General features: G+C 58.8%; 18 protein-coding genes and 1 pseudogene. 9 read left to right on the top strand and 10 right to left on the bottom strand.

The genetic code is table 11. The features are described 5' to 3' along the window. The 4 genes and pseudogenes from AC2FND_RS16560 to AC2FND_RS16545 all read right to left on the bottom strand — a co-directional run. Positions 1-175, bottom strand: a pseudogene (locus tag AC2FND_RS16560) (beta-hexosaminidase); the annotation flags it as partial. Beyond that, complete coding sequence (locus tag AC2FND_RS16555) at positions 172-1,236, bottom strand: SPOR domain-containing protein (RefSeq protein ID WP_496770935.1); 1,065 nt, start codon at positions 1,234-1,236, stop codon at positions 172-174. The pseudogene AC2FND_RS16560 and the gene AC2FND_RS16555, both read right to left, overlap by 4 nt. A gap of 88 nt (positions 1,237-1,324) precedes the next feature. Beyond that, a complete protein-coding gene (gene argS, locus AC2FND_RS16550; protein ID WP_496770933.1) occupies positions 1,325-3,070 on the bottom strand; it encodes an arginine--tRNA ligase in 1,746 nt (581 codons plus the stop codon). Between the two features lie 253 nt (positions 3,071-3,323). Beyond that, positions 3,324-4,463, bottom strand: a complete 1,140-nt coding sequence (locus AC2FND_RS16545) for a deoxyguanosinetriphosphate triphosphohydrolase (protein WP_496770931.1) — start codon at positions 4,461-4,463, stop codon at positions 3,324-3,326. A 76-nt stretch (positions 4,464-4,539) separates the two neighbouring features. Here AC2FND_RS16545 and AC2FND_RS16540 point away from each other — a divergent pair, with 76 nt between their 5' ends. Together AC2FND_RS16540 and xth are read left to right on the top strand one after the other, a co-directional pair. Next, complete coding sequence (locus tag AC2FND_RS16540) at positions 4,540-4,863, top strand: HesB/IscA family protein (protein WP_480504835.1); 324 nt, start codon at positions 4,540-4,542, stop codon at positions 4,861-4,863. Between the two features lie 280 nt (positions 4,864-5,143). Continuing rightward, positions 5,144-5,923, top strand: a complete 780-nt coding sequence (xth, locus tag AC2FND_RS16535) for an exodeoxyribonuclease III (RefSeq protein WP_496770929.1) — start codon at positions 5,144-5,146, stop codon at positions 5,921-5,923. Positions 5,924-5,927: 4 nt separating this feature from the next. Here xth and AC2FND_RS16530 read toward each other — a convergent pair whose 3' ends face one another. Next, positions 5,928-7,076 (bottom strand): FAD-dependent monooxygenase, encoded by a 1,149-nt coding sequence (locus tag AC2FND_RS16530; protein ID WP_496770927.1) that lies wholly within the window; start codon positions 7,074-7,076, stop codon positions 5,928-5,930. Between the two features lie 71 nt (positions 7,077-7,147). Then, positions 7,148-7,570 (bottom strand): RNA polymerase-binding protein DksA, encoded by a 423-nt coding sequence (gene dksA / locus AC2FND_RS16525; protein ID WP_209504868.1) that lies wholly within the window; start codon positions 7,568-7,570, stop codon positions 7,148-7,150. Between the two features lie 381 nt (positions 7,571-7,951). Between dksA and AC2FND_RS16520 the strand changes: the two genes are divergently transcribed. The 7 genes from AC2FND_RS16520 (at position 7,952) to AC2FND_RS16490 (ending at position 13,572) form a co-directional block, all read left to right on the top strand. Continuing rightward, entirely contained in the window at positions 7,952-8,797 is an 846-nt protein-coding gene (locus AC2FND_RS16520; protein ID WP_209503660.1) for an AAA family ATPase, read from the top strand. 109 nt (positions 8,798-8,906) lie between these two features. Continuing rightward, a complete protein-coding gene (locus AC2FND_RS16515; protein WP_480504829.1) occupies positions 8,907-9,356 on the top strand; it encodes a GNAT family N-acetyltransferase in 450 nt (149 codons plus the stop codon). After that, positions 9,353-10,720, top strand: coding sequence for a DUF2927 domain-containing protein (locus AC2FND_RS16510; protein WP_496770924.1), 1,368 nt, complete (start codon positions 9,353-9,355; stop codon positions 10,718-10,720). Before AC2FND_RS16515 ends, AC2FND_RS16510 begins: the two co-directional genes overlap by 4 nt. A 7-nt stretch (positions 10,721-10,727) precedes the next feature. Beyond that, positions 10,728-10,898 carry a hypothetical protein gene (locus tag AC2FND_RS16505; protein ID WP_209503658.1) on the top strand — a complete coding sequence of 57 codons (171 nt, stop codon included), beginning with the start codon at positions 10,728-10,730 and terminating at the stop codon, positions 10,896-10,898. Positions 10,899-10,902: 4 nt separating this feature from the next. After that, on the top strand, positions 10,903-12,087 hold the full coding sequence (locus tag AC2FND_RS16500) for a vWA domain-containing protein (RefSeq protein WP_496770922.1): 1,185 nt from the start codon (positions 10,903-10,905) through the stop codon (positions 12,085-12,087). 101 nt (positions 12,088-12,188) lie between these two features. Continuing rightward, positions 12,189-12,785: an NAD(P)H-dependent oxidoreductase gene (locus AC2FND_RS16495; protein ID WP_496770920.1), complete on the top strand. Its 597-nt coding sequence runs from the start codon at positions 12,189-12,191 to the stop codon at positions 12,783-12,785. A 100-nt stretch (positions 12,786-12,885) separates the two neighbouring features. Further along, positions 12,886-13,572 carry a M48 family metallopeptidase gene (locus AC2FND_RS16490; protein ID WP_480480500.1) on the top strand — a complete coding sequence of 229 codons (687 nt, stop codon included), beginning with the start codon at positions 12,886-12,888 and terminating at the stop codon, positions 13,570-13,572. A gap of 71 nt (positions 13,573-13,643) precedes the next feature. Here AC2FND_RS16490 and AC2FND_RS16485 read toward each other — a convergent pair whose 3' ends face one another. From AC2FND_RS16485 to AC2FND_RS16470, 4 genes are all read right to left on the bottom strand, one after another. Next, positions 13,644-14,186, bottom strand: coding sequence for an RSP_2648 family PIN domain-containing protein (locus AC2FND_RS16485; protein WP_496770918.1), 543 nt, complete (start codon positions 14,184-14,186; stop codon positions 13,644-13,646). After that, the gene (locus AC2FND_RS16480) at positions 14,183-15,385 is read right to left on the bottom strand and encodes an RSP_2647 family RNA methyltransferase (protein WP_209503653.1); all 1,203 of its coding nucleotides are present in this window, start codon (positions 15,383-15,385) and stop codon (positions 14,183-14,185) included. Before AC2FND_RS16480 ends, AC2FND_RS16485 begins: the two co-directional genes overlap by 4 nt. A gap of 38 nt (positions 15,386-15,423) precedes the next feature. Next, entirely contained in the window at positions 15,424-15,696 is a 273-nt protein-coding gene (locus tag AC2FND_RS16475) for a hypothetical protein (RefSeq protein WP_209503652.1), read from the bottom strand. Then, the coding region (locus AC2FND_RS16470; RefSeq protein ID WP_496770915.1) for a [protein-PII] uridylyltransferase family protein at positions 15,680-16,382 on the bottom strand (703 nt) is incomplete at its 5' end. The genes AC2FND_RS16475 and AC2FND_RS16470, both read right to left, overlap by 17 nt.

The raw sequence follows: 16,382 nt of genomic DNA, 5'->3' as shown, positions 1-16,382 counted from the left end.
AGTTGCGCCCAACGGCCTCGCGGAAATCATCACACAAGGCCCGCACCTGATCGGCGCTTTCAATATTGCGGGCGAACAGGATGAACCCAAACGGGTTCATCTGGCGAAACAGGTCTCTTTCCTGCTGCGTCAGGCGCAGTCCTTCAGCATCTGTGATCGCTGCTCCGAACTTCACCTCACGGCCACCGGGATACAATCAGCGCCTTGCGCGACCAGAGCGGCGCAAAACTGGCGCGAGTCGCTCAGGTCTTCAAACCCCAGAACACGCAGGCGGTAGAAAGTCCGTCCGCCGCTTGAGGTTTTCTGAATAACGCGTTGTTTTCCCGACAAATACTCACCAAACTGACCATTCAAACGGTCCCACTCGGCCTGTGCCACTTGCGTACTGTCATAAGCCCCAAGTTGCGCCAGCCGGGTTCCCTTGGCCAGTGTATCCGGATCAACATCCACCCCAACGGCTGCTTTCACCGCTGCATTAATGGCGTCTTCGGATTTCTCGCTGGGCGCGACCTGACTGCGGGTGGACCGTGCCGGACGCGTCACAGGGCGCAACGATCGGCGGACGCCCGGTAACTCGGCGAAACTCGGGTCCGGCAAGGCCGCAGCAAAATCTGCTGGGTCAATGGCGGGTTCTTCATCGGGGGTGGTCAGCGATGCCAGTTGCACACCGTCTTCGAACTCTTGCTGCGTTTCTGCTGCCGCACCCGCCAATTCCGCAACCAGCGCATCTACTGCGTTCTGGCGCAGGCGCGCGGCCTCCTGCGTGGTGATAGGTTCTTTGACCACATGCAGCGCAGGGGTCGGCTTCAGTTCTCCGGCGGGCAGATCTTCGTCCGTCAAGGACACCGGGCGCGGTGCAAGGATCAACCGGTCGGCCGGCGCCGCAGCGCTGCCTTCGGCGGCGACGGCATTCACGGCAAAGCCCTGATGATCGGCGGGTGTTCCACCCGGATTTTCCGGCTGTACACGCATCGGCCCTTCGGCGGCGCGAACAACCGGCACGCCACTTACATCGCGCATGATCAGTTGATAGCCCCAGACCCCGACACCAGCGACCAGCGCCAAGGAAGCAACAGCCCCCAGGAAATTGACTGCCCTGCCCAGACCAAACGAGCCACGCGGCGCGTCATCTTCCTGCATATCTTCGGGAAAATCATACACATCATCAGAATGCGCTTGATTCGGGCAATGAATCTGCCCGGGGCTTTGATGCCCCGAGTAATCGTAACTCGCCATGTCCGCCTCACTGCCCGTTTCGCGCCTGAAAATAAGGCCCGCGGGTCATTTCTTGCCTACCTCATACCGGCGGTTCGGGCGATATTTTTTACCGCATCTCCTGCGCCGGAGTAACGCCAAGAATACCCAAGCCCGCTGAAATCACAACAGAAACGGCCCGGGCCAAAGCGATTTTTGACTGGCTTGTGGCAACATCGCCATCCTGGATGAAACGCAATTGCGTCTCGTCATTGCCCTTGTTCCACAACGCATGAAAGTCGCCTGCAAGTTCATAAAGGTAAAAGGCGACCCTGTGCGGTTCATTGGTTCGCGCCGCAATCTCGACCAGCCGTGGCCATTCTGCCAGCTTCTTGGCAACAACCAGTTCCGAGGCATGATCGATCTTGCTCAGGTCAGCATCCGCAAGGGTCGCATCATCAGCCGCAATTCCAGCTTCGGCCGCACGGCGCAGCACGCTCATGACACGGGCATGTGCGTATTGAACGTAGAACACGGGGTTCTCGCGGCTTTGTTCCAGCACCTTGTCAAAATCGAAATCCAACGGCGCGTCGTTCTTGCGGGTCAGCATAACAAACCGCGTCACGTCCGGGCCCACCTGATCGACCACATCGCGCAGAGTGACAAAGTTCCCCGCCCGCTTGGACATCTTGAACGGCTCACCGTTTTTCCACAGCTTCACCAGCTGCGTCAGCTTGATATCAAGCGGCACCTTACCGTCGGACAGCGCCGACACAGCGGCCTTCATCCGTTTGACATAGCCGCCATGGTCGGCGCCGAACACGTCGATCAGCGCGTCAAAACCACGGGTCACCTTGTCATAGTGATAAGCAATATCCGGGGCAAAATAGGTCCAGCTACCATCCGATTTCTTGACAGGGCGGTCGACGTCGTCCCCATGTTCGGTCGACTTGAAGAGGGTCTGTTCGCGTGGCTCCCAATCTTCGGGCTTTTTGCCCTTCGGCGGCTCGAGCACACCTTCGTAAATCAGGCCCTTGTCAGTCAGCGATTGCAATGCGGCCTCGATCCGACCAGTGCCATAGAGAGATTTTTCCGAGAAGAACACATCCATCTCGACGCCCAGCGCTTTCAGGTCAGCGCGAATAAGGTCCATCATCGCGTCGGTCGAGAACTCACGCACCTCTTCCAGCCAGTCACTTTCCGGCTTGTCGATCAGGCTGTCGCCGTATTTCTCTTTCAACGCCTCACCGATTGGGATCAGGTAGTCGCCGGGATAAAGACCTTCGGCAATTTCGGGGCTCAGACCATTGGCCTCGCGATAGCGTTCGTAAGCCGAGCGCGCCAGCACATCCACCTGCGCGCCGCCGTCGTTGATGTAATACTCGCGGGTCACGTCATGGCCGGAATAGGCCAGCAGGCTTGCCAGAGCATCCCCGAACACTGCACCCCTTGTATGACCCACGTGCAGCGGTCCGGTTGGGTTGGCCGAAACATATTCCACGTTGACCTTCTGCCCGTGGCCCATAGTCGAGCGGCCATAATCGGAGCCCTTCTCCAGCACAGCCGCCAGCACACCTTGCCAGACCGACGGTGCCAGCCGCAAATTGAGAAAGCCCGGACCTGCCACATCGGCGCTGGTGATCCGGTCATCCGCTGCCAGCTTCCCAGCCAATACATCGGCAATGTCGCGCGGTTTCATCCTGGCCGGTTTTGCCAGCACCATCGCCGCGTTTGTCGCCATGTCGCCATGCGCCGCATCACGCGGCGGTTCGACCGCCACGTTGTCAAAACTCAGTCCCTCGGGCAACGCGCCTTCAGACTGCATCTGCGCCAGCGCGTCCAATACGAGGCTGCGGATCTCGGAAAACAGGTTCATTTCGGATGTCCTTTTGCTTGTCGCGGGGTTTACCACGCAATGCGGCAAGGTCAATGGAAGCCTATTGTTTGAACTCGGTTGGCGCCAAATGCCCGCCAATCTCGCCCGAATATCCGCTGCCTGAGACCTCAATTGCCCTGCGCGCTGTCTGTCGAGCTGCCACCGACCACCATTTCCCGGCTGCGCAAGACACATCACCCAACCTGCAAAAAGGCCGCGAAAGCGGATTATTACCCGTGTCGTTGCAGCGCAATCAGCCCGTCAGCCGTGCGTGATCCTGCAAGGCAAAACGGTCGGTCATACCTGCGATATAGTCCGATACGATCCGGGCCAGAGCGGTCTCGTCCGCCGCAGCTTCAATATCCTCGTGCCAGCGTGCGGGCATCTGTTTCGGGTCGCTCAGATAGATCGGAAACAAGTCTTCGACAACCGTTGCAACCTCGGCCCGTACCTTCATGACGCTGGGTGCGCGATACATCCGGGTGAACAGGAACGCCCTGATTTGTTTCAGATCCGTCCAAGTTCCGGCCGAGAATTGGATGACAGGATACCCGAGATGGCGAATCTCTTCGACCGTCTGCGCGCCCGAGGCCGCAATCAAGTCACGCGACGTTGTAATAACGTCCGCCACCATGACGCCAAAAACCCGCCGGAGTGATTCATGACGTCGCCGATACGGATCAAGGCCGGGGTATTTCGCATCTACATCCGCGTAACACGCCCCCACGATCGGAAGGTGACGCAAATCATCATCTTCAAACAACCCCGCGCGCAATCCATCCAGAAGGTCGTGATTGTTGTAAGCAATGTCATCAGACAAGGCCGCCACCTGCGCCTCGGCACTTGCATGGGTATGAAGTTCAAGATCAAAGCCCTGGTTGCATTCCGCCAGGGCCCAGGGCAATTCGCCAACAACCGGGCCGTTATGCTTGGCGATACCCTCCAGGCACTCCCAGGTCAGATTGCATCCGTCAAACCCGGCATAATGCCGCTCCAACTTGGTTACGATCCGAATGGCCTGAGCGTTGTGATCAAACCCCCCGTAAGGCGCCATCAGCGCGTGGAGGGCGTCCTCACCCGTATGACCAAAGGGGGTATGACCCAGGTCGTGCGCCAGGGCTACAGCTTCGGTGAGTTCAGGATTCAGGCCCAACGCCCCTGAAATGGTTCGCGCGACCTGAGCGACTTCGATGGAATGGGTCAGCCGTGTTCGATAGCTGTCACCTTCGTGCTCGACAAAGACTTGCGTCTTGTGCTTGAGCCGTCGAAACGCACTGGCATGAATGATCCGGTCGCGATCGCGCTGAAAGCTTGACCGGAAGCTGCTTTCTTCCTCTGGAACCAGCCGCCCCCTTGCGCGGTCTGGGTCCGAAGCAAAACCTGCTCTGTCCAAAGGCCTTGTCCTTGTCGCCTGTCTTTTGGTTTCATATATTGTAGGACGCTTGGGAAATAAACCTTTGGAGACCGGCATGAATCTGCCCCCATCAGTCACCGAACGCGCCTACGACCGCCTTGCCGAAATCGGTGCCGCGGAACAGGGGCAAGCCCTGCGTGTCGCAGTGGAGGGCGGTGGATGTTCCGGTTTTCAATATGAAATCGCTCTGGACACGCCAAAGGCCGATGATCTCATCCTTGAAGGCAAGGGGCAGAAAGTCATCGTCGACCCGGTCTCTCTGCCCTTTCTTGAAAACGCTGTGATCGATTTCACTCAGGAGCTTATCGGTGCACGGTTTGTGATCGACAATCCCAACGCCACCTCGTCCTGTGGCTGCGGCACGTCGTTTTCAATGTAACCGGTGGGGGCTTTGCCCCCACACCCCCAGGATATTTTCAGCCAGATGAAGCAGGGATCCACTCTCTGACCATAACGACCAGAGAGCTTCACCTAGCGCGGTCATCGGCGTCCCCGCCTGTACCGCCCTTTCAAGTATCGAGAAAATGGTTAAGGATCAGTTTCTTCATCTGGCTAAAAATATCCCGGAGCGCGAGGCAGAGCCTCGCTAGTCCGATCTCCGACTTGCCGCTGGGCCCGTTCTGAGCGATAGGTTGCCACAAGGCTTCGGAGGATCGCGCATGAAAATCGCCACATACAACATCAATGGCATCAAGGCGCGAACCGAGGCGCTGCCCCGCTGGCTGGACGATGCCCAACCCGACGTTGTTCTTCTTCAGGAAATCAAATCCGTCGACGAAAACGTCCCCCGCGAGATGTTTGAAGATCGCGGGTACAACGTGGAAACACACGGGCAAAAAAGCTTCAATGGTGTCGCGATCCTGTCGAAGCTTCCGCTGGAGGATGTATCACGCGGCCTTCCCGGCGATGACAATGATGAACAGGCACGCTGGATCGAGGCGACCGTCGTGGGCAAAAAGGCCCTGCGACTCTGTGGGCTGTATCTGCCCAACGGGAATCCGGCACCCGGACCGAAATACGATTACAAGCTGGCCTGGATGGAACGGCTTTTCGACCGCGCGCAGGCCCTGATGAAGTCAGAGGAGCCGGCCCTGATGGCCGGAGACTATAACATCATCCCACAGGCCGAGGATGCCAAACGCCCCGATGCCTGGCGGGAAGACGCGTTGTTCCGCCCGGAAAGCCGGGCCGCCTTTCGAAAGATCCTGAACCTTGGCTTTACCGAGGCCTTCCGTGCGACAACGCAGGGTCCCGACCACTATTCTTTCTGGGATTACCAGGCTGGCGCTTGGAACCGGAATGACGGAATTCGGATTGATCATTTCCTGCTAACGCCACAAGCGGCCGACCTCATGCGGGATTGCCAGATTGATGCCGCTGTTCGGGGGCACGAAAAGCCATCCGATCACGTTCCTGTCTGGATTGACCTGGATCTTTGAGGCCCTAGGCAGCCGTGACGTCGTGACTGTAGATCCACTCATAGCGTTGTGACAACCGGGCACCAACGATCCGCAGCACACATTGCGCAGCCATACGGGCTGGACCACGCAGATGAAAGTTCCGCGCATTTGACCCAGCCGCCGCGACAACGCGCTGCGCCCTTGGTTTGCGGGTTGATTCATAGGCCGCCAGTGCGTTGGTGATACCCGATCGTTCGTCAAACGCGCGCGCCAGCACCCAGGCGTCCTCGAGCGCCAGACATGCCCCTTGTGCCATGAATGGCAACGTCGGATGGGCCGCGTCCCCCACCAGAGCCAACCGACCATTCTGCCAGTTCTGCGCGACGGGCCGCAGAAACAATGCCCACAGATGCACATCCGTGACTTTCGACAGAATGTCACGCACAGGGCCACCGAAATCTGCAAAGCGCTTGCGCAGCTCTTCAGGGTCGCCCGTCTGACGCCATCCTTCTTCCCGCCAGTCCGAACGCTCCTCGACCGCGACAATGTTCATCAGGCTCTCGTCACGCAAAGGATAGGTCACCACATGCCGCCCTGGCCCCATCGTCAGGGATGCGGAAACTGGGTCATGACCCGGCTGCCAGGGGATGGTGGCGCGCCAAGCCACCTGATGCGTGAACTCCGGCACCTCTGCCCCGTTCAAAGCTGGGCGGAGAATACTGCGGCCGCCATCGGCCGCAATGGCGCATTCAGCGCGAATTCGCTCGCCTGACGCCAAGACCACCTCTGCCTCGTTGGGATGCTTTTGCACATGCAAAACTCTGGCGCCCAACCGGATATCCACGCCTGCCGCACAAGCCGCGTCATGAAGAAGGTTCAGAAGGTCGGCACGGTGATAGTAATAGGTCGGACCAACTGAGGGGCCCGGCAGTTGACTGACCACGCGCCCTTTTCGGTAATCGCGCAAGACCGTTCCATGGGATTTCTGCCCGACAGAAAGACCTGTGACGCCAAGTGCATGAAGAACGCGCATCCCGTTCTCACTGATCTGCAAACCAGCACCGACTTCGGTCAGGGCCGGGGCTTGCTCCAGAAGCGTGACATGCGCCCCACGGTGTTGCAGCGCCAGTGCCGAGGCCAACCCGCCGATTCCACCGCCGATTACACAGAATTTCAGTCCGTCGATCTTCATGACACCCGCATAACGCAAAAACGCCGGAGCCACAGGCCCCGGCGTTTGGATTTCTTACACATACCCGGCGATTAATCGTCGCGGTGGACCTTCTCGCGACGCTCGTGGCGCTCTTGCGCTTCAAGCGTCATGGTTGCAATCGGTCGCGCGTCCAAACGCTTCAGCGAGATCGGATCGCCCGTCATTTCGCAATACCCGTATTCGCCATCATCAATCCGGCGCAGGGCCGAGTCGATCTTTGCGACCAGCTTTCTCTGACGATCACGGGTCCGAAGTTCCAGCGCACGGTCTGTTTCTTCGCTGGCGCGGTCTGCGACGTCCGGAATGTTTCGGGTGTTGTCTTGCAGCCCTTCGATGGTGTCGCGGCTACCAGCCAGTAACTCTGTCTTCCAATCCAGCAGCTTGCGGCGAAAATACTCAAGCTGACGATCATTCATGAAAGGCTCATCTTCGGCCGGACGGTAATCTTCCGGCAGAAAAACTTCCTGCTTCATATTTGCTCCCTCGGTTTGGCCAGTGACGTCGTTCGCGGCTGTTTCAGCTGACATTTGGCTCTCCCTTCTGCGCAGCGTTTAGCCGACGGGCGGTGGAATGTCACTACACAAACGTTGCACGACAGTGCACCCCCGCGGATTTGTCTAACTATGAGACAAACATCAACAAAACCTTGTATTTCTATGAAATTTGACAGGCTTTTTTGGGGCGACAGGCACAACGCCTGCGAATGGTCTTTACCGGAATCAAGCAAAAGGGCTTGGAGTTGCAGCACAATTCCCGAGGGGCGACGCAGGGACGCGGGTTGTAAAAAACCTTGCCGCTCTGTAACCCGGAAACCACAACCTGCCCGTCCAACGCAAAATACGCACGAGAGGCCCATGACCGCACGTTTCCAAGGTACAGCCGAATATGTCGCCACCGACGATCTGACCATTGCCGTGAACGCCGCTGTCACGCTTGAACGCCCCCTGCTGGTAAAGGGCGAGCCCGGTACCGGCAAGACCGAGTTGGCCAGACAGGTGGCCGGGGCGCTGGGGCTGAGAATGATCGAGTGGAACGTGAAATCCACCACACGCGCGCAGCAGGGTCTTTACGAATATGATGCCGTCAGTCGCCTGCGTGACAGCCAACTGGGCGAAGAGCGTGTCCATGACGTGTCGAACTATATCCGCAAGGGAAAGCTGTGGCAGGCCTTCGACGCCGAAGAAAAGGTTGTTCTGCTGATCGACGAAATCGACAAGGCGGATATCGAGTTCCCCAACGACCTGTTGCAAGAGCTCGATAAGATGGAGTTCCACGTCTATGAAACGGGCGAGACAGTCCGGGCCAAGCACCGCCCCATCGTCATCATAACTTCGAACAACGAAAAAGAGCTGCCCGACGCCTTCCTGCGCCGCTGTTTTTTCCACTATATCCGCTTTCCGGACGAGGCGACGATGCGTCGGATCGTAGATGTGCATCACCCCGGCATCAAGGACGCACTTCTGACCGCCGCTCTGACGCAATTCTATGAAATCCGCGAGACGCAAGGGCTCAAGAAAAAGCCCTCGACCTCTGAGGTGCTGGACTGGCTGAAGCTTTTGCTGGCCGAAGATCTGACGGCCGAAGACCTCAGGCGTGACGGGGCCAGCGCGCTGCCGAAGCTGCATGGCGCTTTGCTGAAAAATGAACAGGATGTGCATCTGTTCGAACGTCTTGCTTTCATGGCACGTGGCAAACGCTAGCCTGCGTGTGAACAATCTGTGATCACGGCTTGCCATTGGGTATCTCGGGTGTCAGCATCGAGATACCTGACGCAACCGCGTTGCAAAGCAGCAGTATTGGGGTCATCACTTGGCGAACGCTCTGACAATCCGGACCCTGCGGGCCGAGGACAAAGATCAGTGGGCCGAAATGTGGCGGGATTACCTGGCGTTTTATGAAACCACCCTGCCTGAAAACGTGTATGAAACGACCTTTTCCAGATTGGTGGGCGACGACCCGCAGGATTTTTCCTGTTTTGTCGCGGAACAGGATGGTGTTTTGGTCGGGCTGACGCATTACCTGTTTCATCGCCACGCCTGGAAAGTGGAAAAGGTCTGTTATCTGCAAGACCTGTTCGCCCGACCTGAAACCCGAGGAACGGGCGTCGGTCGCGCCTTGATTCAGGCGGTTTATGAAGAGGCGGATCGCCAGGGCGCCCCATCCGTTTACTGGCTGACGCAAGAGTTCAACCACACGGCACGCCACCTTTATGATCGCATCGGCACCCTGACACCGTTCATCAAGTACGCCCGCCCATGATGCGTTTGGGCGCCCTTTTTCTGGCGCTGGTTATCGCTGGCTGCACGTCTGTCGAGACAATCGAACTCGGGAACGATGTCCCATATGTCGAAGTGGCGTTGCCGCCGGCCAAGTCTTTTGCGGCACCCCGCCCTTCGCCACCGGCACGGTCCAATACGAACATCGCGTCGGATTTCCTGTCCCTGCATTTCGAACTGGAAAGCGGGGCCGCACTGCCCGTGTTCACCCGGTTCGAAACGCCGATCACCGTTCGCCTGACCGGATCGCCGACACAAAGTATGCAGCAGGATTTGACCCGCCTGCTGAACCGCCTGAAGCGCGAGGCGGGTATCAACATCCGACAAATCAAAGAAGGTCAGGCCAATATCACGATCGAAGCGGTCAGCCAGAAGGACATTCTGAAAATTCTGCCAAACGCGGCCTGTTTCGTGGTGCCAAACGCGTCCAGCCTGGCTGAGTATCAGCGCGACCGTCGCAAAACCAAAAGCAGTTGGGTTGAGCTGCGCCAGCGCGAACGATTGGGGATATTCATCCCCTATGATGTCAGCCCGCAGGAAATGCGCGATTGCCTGCACGAAGAACTGGCGCAGGCCCTTGGTCCGCTGAACGACCTCTATCATCTGCCGGATTCGGTGTTCAACGACGACAATATTCATACGGTCTTGACCGGGTTCGACATGCTGATCCTGCGCGCGGCTTATGCGCCCGAACTGCACACCGGCATGACCCGCGATCAGGTCGCCGCCGTCATCCCCGGAATTCTCAGCCGTCTAAATCCACGCGGCGACAGAATAGCTGCGCAACCCCCCACAAATACCCCCCGAGAGTGGATCAACGCGATCCAGAAATCACTGGGACCGGGGCCGGGTTCCCCCCGACAGATGCGCGCTGCGCAAAAGGCAGCCCGCATCGGGCAGCAACTGGGATGGGCGGATCACCGCCGCGCCTATCCCCACTACCTGATGGGCCGGATGGAGCAGTTTCGTGACCCGGCAGAAGCCCAGCGGCAGTTCAAGATCGCGCAACAATTTCTTCGCGCGACGCCCGGAACCGAGGTTCATCAGGCTTATGTCTCAACCCAGACCGCAGCCTTTGCGCTTGCGCAGGATCGCGGACCCGAGGTTCTGCCCGAACTGGATCAGGCCATCGACGTGATGACCCGCGCGGAAAACGCTTCGCTGCTGGCAACGTTGCTGCTGTTGAAATCCGAGGCCTTGAAACAGGCCGGTCAATTGCAGCAGGCACGTGCCGTCAGGCTGGACAGCCTTGGATGGGCGCGATACGGGTTCGGTTCGGATTTGGTGGCTCAATCTCTGGCTCAAAACAGTGGCCGACGCCCCGCTGACAGCACGAAAGACGGATGAAACGCATATGTTGCTAGTACTGGGAATGGCGATACTGGGTGCAATCCTGGGCGCTTTGACCGCAAAAAAACGCAATGGAAACGGCGCCGACATGGCGCAGTATGCCGCCGGATATGGGATCGCCTTTGCGCTTGTGGGGCTGGTGATCTCGCTGGTTCTGCTTCGCATGGTGGCGTGACGCGATGTTCCTGCCCTTTTTCGAAAACCTCCGCAAAGCTGGCATCCCGGTATCGCTCCGGGAGTATCTGACTTTTCTGGAAGGCATGAAAAAGGGTCTGGTCACCTATGATGTCGAAGCGTTCTACTACCTTGCCCGCGTGTCGATGGTGAAGGACGAGCGCAATATCGACAAGTTCGACCGCGCCTTTGCCGCCAGCTTTGAGGGCTTGGGCGAGATCAGTTTCGATCAGGTGTTGGAAGCTGTCGATATCCCCGCCGATTGGCTCGCAAAGATGGCCGAGAAACACCTGTCGGACGAGGAGAAAGCCGAAATCGAAGCGCTAGGCGGTTTCGACAAGCTGATGGAAACACTGCGCGAACGACTCAAGGAACAACAAGGCCGCCACCAGGGCGGCAACAAGTGGATCGGCACCGCCGGAACCTCTCCGTTCGGGGCCTATGGGTACAACCCTGAAGGCGTCCGTATTGGTCAGAAAGAAAGCCGCCACCAGCGTGCGGTCAAGGTCTGGGACAAGCGGGAATTCAGGAACCTTGATGACACGGTTGAACTGGGCACCCGCAACATCAAGGTCGCCCTGAAACGCCTGCGCCGCTGGGCGCGGGAGGGAGCAGCCGAAGAGCTGGATCTGGACGGCACCATCCGCGCCACGGCCGAGCACGGCTATCTGGATGTCAAAACCCGGCCCGAGCGTCACAACGCGGTGAAGGTGCTGTTGTTTCTGGACGTCGGCGGCTCGATGGACCCGCATATCAAAGTGGTTGAAGAGTTGTTTTCCGCTGCAAGAACCGAGTTCAAGCATCTGGAATATTACTACTTTCACAATTGCCTGTATGAAGGGGTCTGGCGCGACAACCGCCGCCGCTGGAACCAACAGACCCCGACCCACGAAGTGCTGCGCACCTATGGATCCGACTACAAGTGCATCTTTGTCGGCGACGCCTCGATGAGCCCCTATGAGATCGCCTATCCCGGCGGTGCCAATGAACATTGGAACCAGGAAGCCGGTCAGGTCTGGCTGCAACGCGCGCGCGAACAGTGGGCGTCAAACCTGTGGATCAACCCGGTGCCCGAGAAAAACTGGGAATATACTCATTCCATCGGCATGATCCGCGACATCTTTGAAGATCGCATGGTGCCCATGACGTTGGCTGGTCTGGAACAGGGAATGCGCGAGCTGACGCGGTGACACACGCCATCAGGTATTCCTGCTGATTAATACCTTGACCTCAAGCAGGGTTGAGCTTTCACAGTAACCCGGTTGCCGTTTGAAAACCTGAGGAGCTTACTGTGCATCTGCTGACAATCTTGGATCACCCAAAGCCGAACTCCTTTACGGCCGCCGCTGTCGCGAAACTCTGCGAAGGCGCAAAGGCGGCTGGCCATACTACCGAGGTTGCGGATTTGCATGCAGAAGGGTTCGATCCACGCTGGTCAATGGCGGATATAGAAGGCGAAGCAGGCACGGGCGCACCGCAAGACATACTTGCGGAACAAACGCGGATTGCGCGCGCCGATGCAATCTGCCTGGCCTTTCCGCTGTTCTGGTGGGGAATGCCTTCGATGATGAAAGGCTGGGTCGACCGCGTATGGATGTGGGGCTGGGCTTACGATCAGTTGGACAACCCGGAAAAGTCCCTCCAGAGGTCCCGAACAGGGTTACTGTTGGTGCCAGCCGGTGCGCGTTCTGACGAAATGGAAGCCAAAGGATACACCGACGCGCTTGAGACACTCTGGACCAAAGGCACGTTCGGGTATTTCGGGTTTTCACCCCGGAAACTCGAGCTGTTGCATGGCGCGACCGGATCAGCCCCGCGGCGACAGGCGCTTTTGGAACGTTGCTATGAAATTGGACGTACGCTTTCGCAACCTGAAAGCGATCCATGAACACGGTTACATCGACAACCTCACTTCGAAATGAAGCAGAACAGAGAAAAGCTGTTATTTTCCATTTGCTCTTGGGGTGTTGAAAACCCATATCTAACCCATGCTTCGCCTGACCCCTATCCTGCTGGCCATTGCCTATGGAATTGTGATGTACCGGATTTCCGTCTGGCGCACCCATCGGGAACTGGACGCAAAGTCGACCGAGCTTGTTGACCCGGCGCTCAAGCGCATGACCGACCGACTGGCTGCCGCGCTCGAGATCGAGCGGGTCCCGGTTTATATCTACGAGATCGACCCGGTGAACGGGTTGGCCGCACCGGACGGGCGGATATTCATCACCCGGGGATTTTATCGCAAATTCCGCAACGGCGAGGTTTCGGCTGAGGAAATGGCCAGTGTAATCGCGCATGAGTTGGGCCATGTGGCACTAGGTCACGCGCGGCGGCGGATGATCGATTTTTCGGGGCAGAATGCGATGCGCACGGCGCTGATCATGGTCCTGAACCGGTTCATCCCTTTTGTCGGAGCGATGATTGCCAACGCGTTGACCGCACTGATCGCCTCGCGCCTGTCGCGGGGGGATGAGTATGAAGCGGATGAATATGCGGCCGCCTTGCTGACAAAAGCCGGTATCGGAATCGGTCCGCAGAAATCACTGTTTCACAAGCTGGAAGAGTTGACACAGCAACGCGCCGGGGTGGTCCCGGCATGGCTGATGAGCCATCCCAAGACTGATGAACGTGTTGCGGCGCTGGAAAAGCTTGAACAACGTTGGGCACAGCAGTGAAGCCTGTGCTGCGAGAGGCCAGCCTCTCGCGCTCTCCGGGATATTTTTGGCCAGATGAAGCTGGATCCCGCTCAGGTGGCGAGTGCCTTGCCCAATCGCGGAAGCCGGGCTTTTTTCATGAGCGCGCGAAGGGTCCATTTTTCGGCTGAGAGGCGATTGGCCTCTGTCAGGACCTGAGTGGCAAGTGTGCTCATGCCTTCTGGATTGGATTGCCAAAAGCCGTACAGCAGGCTGTCGGGGTCTTGCCGATCAAGCCCTTCATCAGTCAGGATATTTCTGGGAAAATCCTTGGCGTTAACCGTGACAATCAGATCAGCGGAAGCAGCGATTGCTGTGGCCAGCACATGGATATCTGCTGCGTCCGGCAGCCACAGGCGGTTTTGAAGACCCTCGTTCGCTGGACGTTCGGCATCTGGCCAGGCCGCTTGCACCAGCGCGATTTCAGCGCGCGCCTGCGCTTCACCCGTCGGGCCCAGCTTGCGGGCGGCGCGGGCCCATTCTTCGAGGATGCGGACGGACCAGATCGGGGTGAAATGCCCCAATCGTGCGGCACCCAACAGCATCTCGCGCATGACCGTTGGATAGAGGACACAAGTATCGAGAACAGCCTTCATAGGCGGTAGAACACCGCTTTGAGGTAGCCGCTTTCCGCCAGTTGCGGCAGTTGCGGATGATCCGGCCCGGCAAATCCGGTGTGGATCAGTTGCGCCTGTCGGCCCGCGCGGCCAATCCCGCGGGAGGAGGCATCGCGAAACCGCCCCAGATCGGCGGCATGAGAACACGAGCACAGCCCCAGATAGCCGCCGGGTTTGACCAGAGGTGCGGCAAGCCGCGCGATACGCTCATAAGCGCGCAATCCCGCATCCAGCGCTTGTTTTGACGGGGCAAAGGCAGGTGGGTCACAGATGACCACGTCAAACGCCGCACCCTCGTCCCCCAATTGGGTCAACACATCGAACGCATCGCCCTGCCGTATCTGGAACCTGTCGCCAAGGCCCGAAGCCTCGGCACCTTTGGCGGCCAGTTCCAGCGCGGCAGCAGACCCATCGACGGACAGGGCTTGTCCGGCTCCTGCGGCCAGCATCGCCAGGCCAAAGCCGCCAACATGGCTGAACACGTCAAGCACCTGCGCTCCGGGATGTACCAGCCGTGCGGCAAAGGCATGGTTGGGGCGTTGATCGTAAAACAGGCCGGTTTTCTGACCTCCGGTCAGGTCGGCCATATACGTGGCACCATTCATCGGCACAGGCAGGGGTGCGTCGGGTGCGGTGCCGTGCAAAGTCAGGTTCTCATCGTCCAGCCCTTCCAGCCCGCGCGTGCGTCCCGAGGCGTTTTTCAGCACCGTCGTCACGCCTGCGACCTTGACTAGCGTTTCGGTGAGCGTATCCAGATGCACCTCGGCCCAGGCCGCGTTGGGCTGGATGACACAGCTATCGCCAAACCTGTCGATGATCACACCGGGAAAGCCATCGGCCTCGGCATGGACCAGACGGTAGAAAGGCGCATCAAACAAGCGTTCACGCAATGCAAGGGCGCGGCTAAGGCGGGTTTCGAACCAAGTATTGTCCAATTGTGCGGTGGTATCACGATCCAGCACCCTGCACATGATTTTTGAGTCAGGGTTGACCGCCACCAGCGCAAGCGCCGCGCGGTTGTCATCCTCGAGAATCGCCAGTGCGCCCGCGGGGATCTTGCGCGTGCGGCGGTCTGTGACAATGTCATTTGCATAGACCCAGGGGAAGCCATGGCGCAGCCCGCGCGCGTTGGCTTTGGGTTTCAGGCGGATACGGGGGCGGTCGGCAGTTTGGGTCATGGCGCTCTCTTAGTCGCGAATGTGCCGATGGAAAAGCCCTAGCGGTTCCGAGAGCGCCAGCCGCCACGCCGTTTCGGGGTTTGGGCCCCCTGAAGGCCCTCGGACAGAACCTGAGTCATGGGGTGATCCGGGCTGTGCAGCGCGTATGCCGCATGCAACTCGGTCAGCGCCGTGTTCTGGTCACGCTCTTCGGGCAGGCTGAGCGCCCAGTCCAGAAATATGCTGCGGCATTCCGGCAGGGTGATGCCTTCGATACGATAGGCTTCCTGGATCAGACCTTTGTGGTCATTGGGATCAGTACTGCGTGCCATCTTCGCCCTCTTGGATCACGCCGCCGATCAGGTCGGCCGCAGTCGTGTAACTCTCCTGCAATGCCCGTTGCAGTGCATCGACCTGTTCAAACCCGGTGGCACGGCACAGGAAATCCACACCTCCTTCACCGATCTGCTCCGCCTCGATGACCTTGCCCGATAGAAGCCGGGCTGCACATTGCACCGACCAGCATAGGCTGTAGCAGTCTTTCAGGGATTGCGCCTGCGCGACATCCAGCAATCCGGTAGCGACGGCACCATCGAGGCCTGAGGACACATCGCGTGCCGTAGTCCCTGCCAGCAAGGCTCCGGTTTCGGCCATCAGTTCGATATCCATCAGGCGGCCGGGCCCGTTTTTAGCATCCCAGATCCCGGCGGGTGCCTTGGCCGCGGCCAGACGCGTTCGCATCTCGGCGACTTCGCGCAAGACATTGTCCCGCTCGCGTGGGCGCGACAGAAACCCGACGCGAAACGCTTCGATATCATTTGCCAAACCGGCATCACCCGCAACGACATGAGCACGGGTCAGGGCCAGATGTTCCCACACCCAGGCCTCATTCTGCTGATAATTGGTAAAGCTGGCCCAACTGGTGGCGACTGGTCCCTGATTGCCGGACGGGCGCAGGCGCATGTCGACCTCATACAGCCGCCCCTGTGACATCGGAGCCGAAAGTGCGGTGATCAGC

The organism is Ruegeria sp. BHSB056 (genome assembly GCF_059613305.1).
The sequence above is the reverse complement of the archived record's forward strand: the minus strand, read 5'-3'. Positions and strand labels throughout refer to the sequence as shown.

Excerpts from the sequence above, each read along its gene's own strand:
- AC2FND_RS16505 (WP_209503658.1), top strand. The coding sequence starts at position 10,728 with ATGTTGCTAGTACTGGGAATGGCGATACTGGGTGCAATCCTGGGCGCT.
- AC2FND_RS16555 (WP_496770935.1), bottom strand. The coding sequence starts at position 1,236 with ATGGCGAGTTACGATTACTCGGGGCATCAAAGCCCCGGGCAGATTCAT.
- AC2FND_RS16500 (WP_496770922.1), top strand. The coding sequence starts at position 10,903 with ATGTTCCTGCCCTTTTTCGAAAACCTCCGCAAAGCTGGCATCCCGGTA.
- AC2FND_RS16510 (WP_496770924.1), top strand. The coding sequence starts at position 9,353 with ATGATGCGTTTGGGCGCCCTTTTTCTGGCGCTGGTTATCGCTGGCTGC.
- dksA (WP_209504868.1), bottom strand. The coding sequence starts at position 7,570 with ATGAAGCAGGAAGTTTTTCTGCCGGAAGATTACCGTCCGGCCGAAGAT.
- AC2FND_RS16485 (WP_496770918.1), bottom strand. The coding sequence starts at position 14,186 with ATGAAGGCTGTTCTCGATACTTGTGTCCTCTATCCAACGGTCATGCGC.
- AC2FND_RS16530 (WP_496770927.1), bottom strand. The coding sequence starts at position 7,076 with ATGAAGATCGACGGACTGAAATTCTGTGTAATCGGCGGTGGAATCGGC.
- AC2FND_RS16540 (WP_480504835.1), top strand. The coding sequence starts at position 4,540 with ATGAATCTGCCCCCATCAGTCACCGAACGCGCCTACGACCGCCTTGCC.
- xth (WP_496770929.1), top strand. The coding sequence starts at position 5,144 with ATGAAAATCGCCACATACAACATCAATGGCATCAAGGCGCGAACCGAG.
- AC2FND_RS16475 (WP_209503652.1), bottom strand. The coding sequence starts at position 15,696 with ATGGCACGCAGTACTGATCCCAATGACCACAAAGGTCTGATCCAGGAA.
- AC2FND_RS16490 (WP_480480500.1), top strand. The coding sequence starts at position 12,886 with ATGCTTCGCCTGACCCCTATCCTGCTGGCCATTGCCTATGGAATTGTG.
- AC2FND_RS16480 (WP_209503653.1), bottom strand. The coding sequence starts at position 15,385 with ATGACCCAAACTGCCGACCGCCCCCGTATCCGCCTGAAACCCAAAGCC.
- AC2FND_RS16520 (WP_209503660.1), top strand. The coding sequence starts at position 7,952 with ATGACCGCACGTTTCCAAGGTACAGCCGAATATGTCGCCACCGACGAT.
- argS (WP_496770933.1), bottom strand. The coding sequence starts at position 3,070 with ATGAACCTGTTTTCCGAGATCCGCAGCCTCGTATTGGACGCGCTGGCG.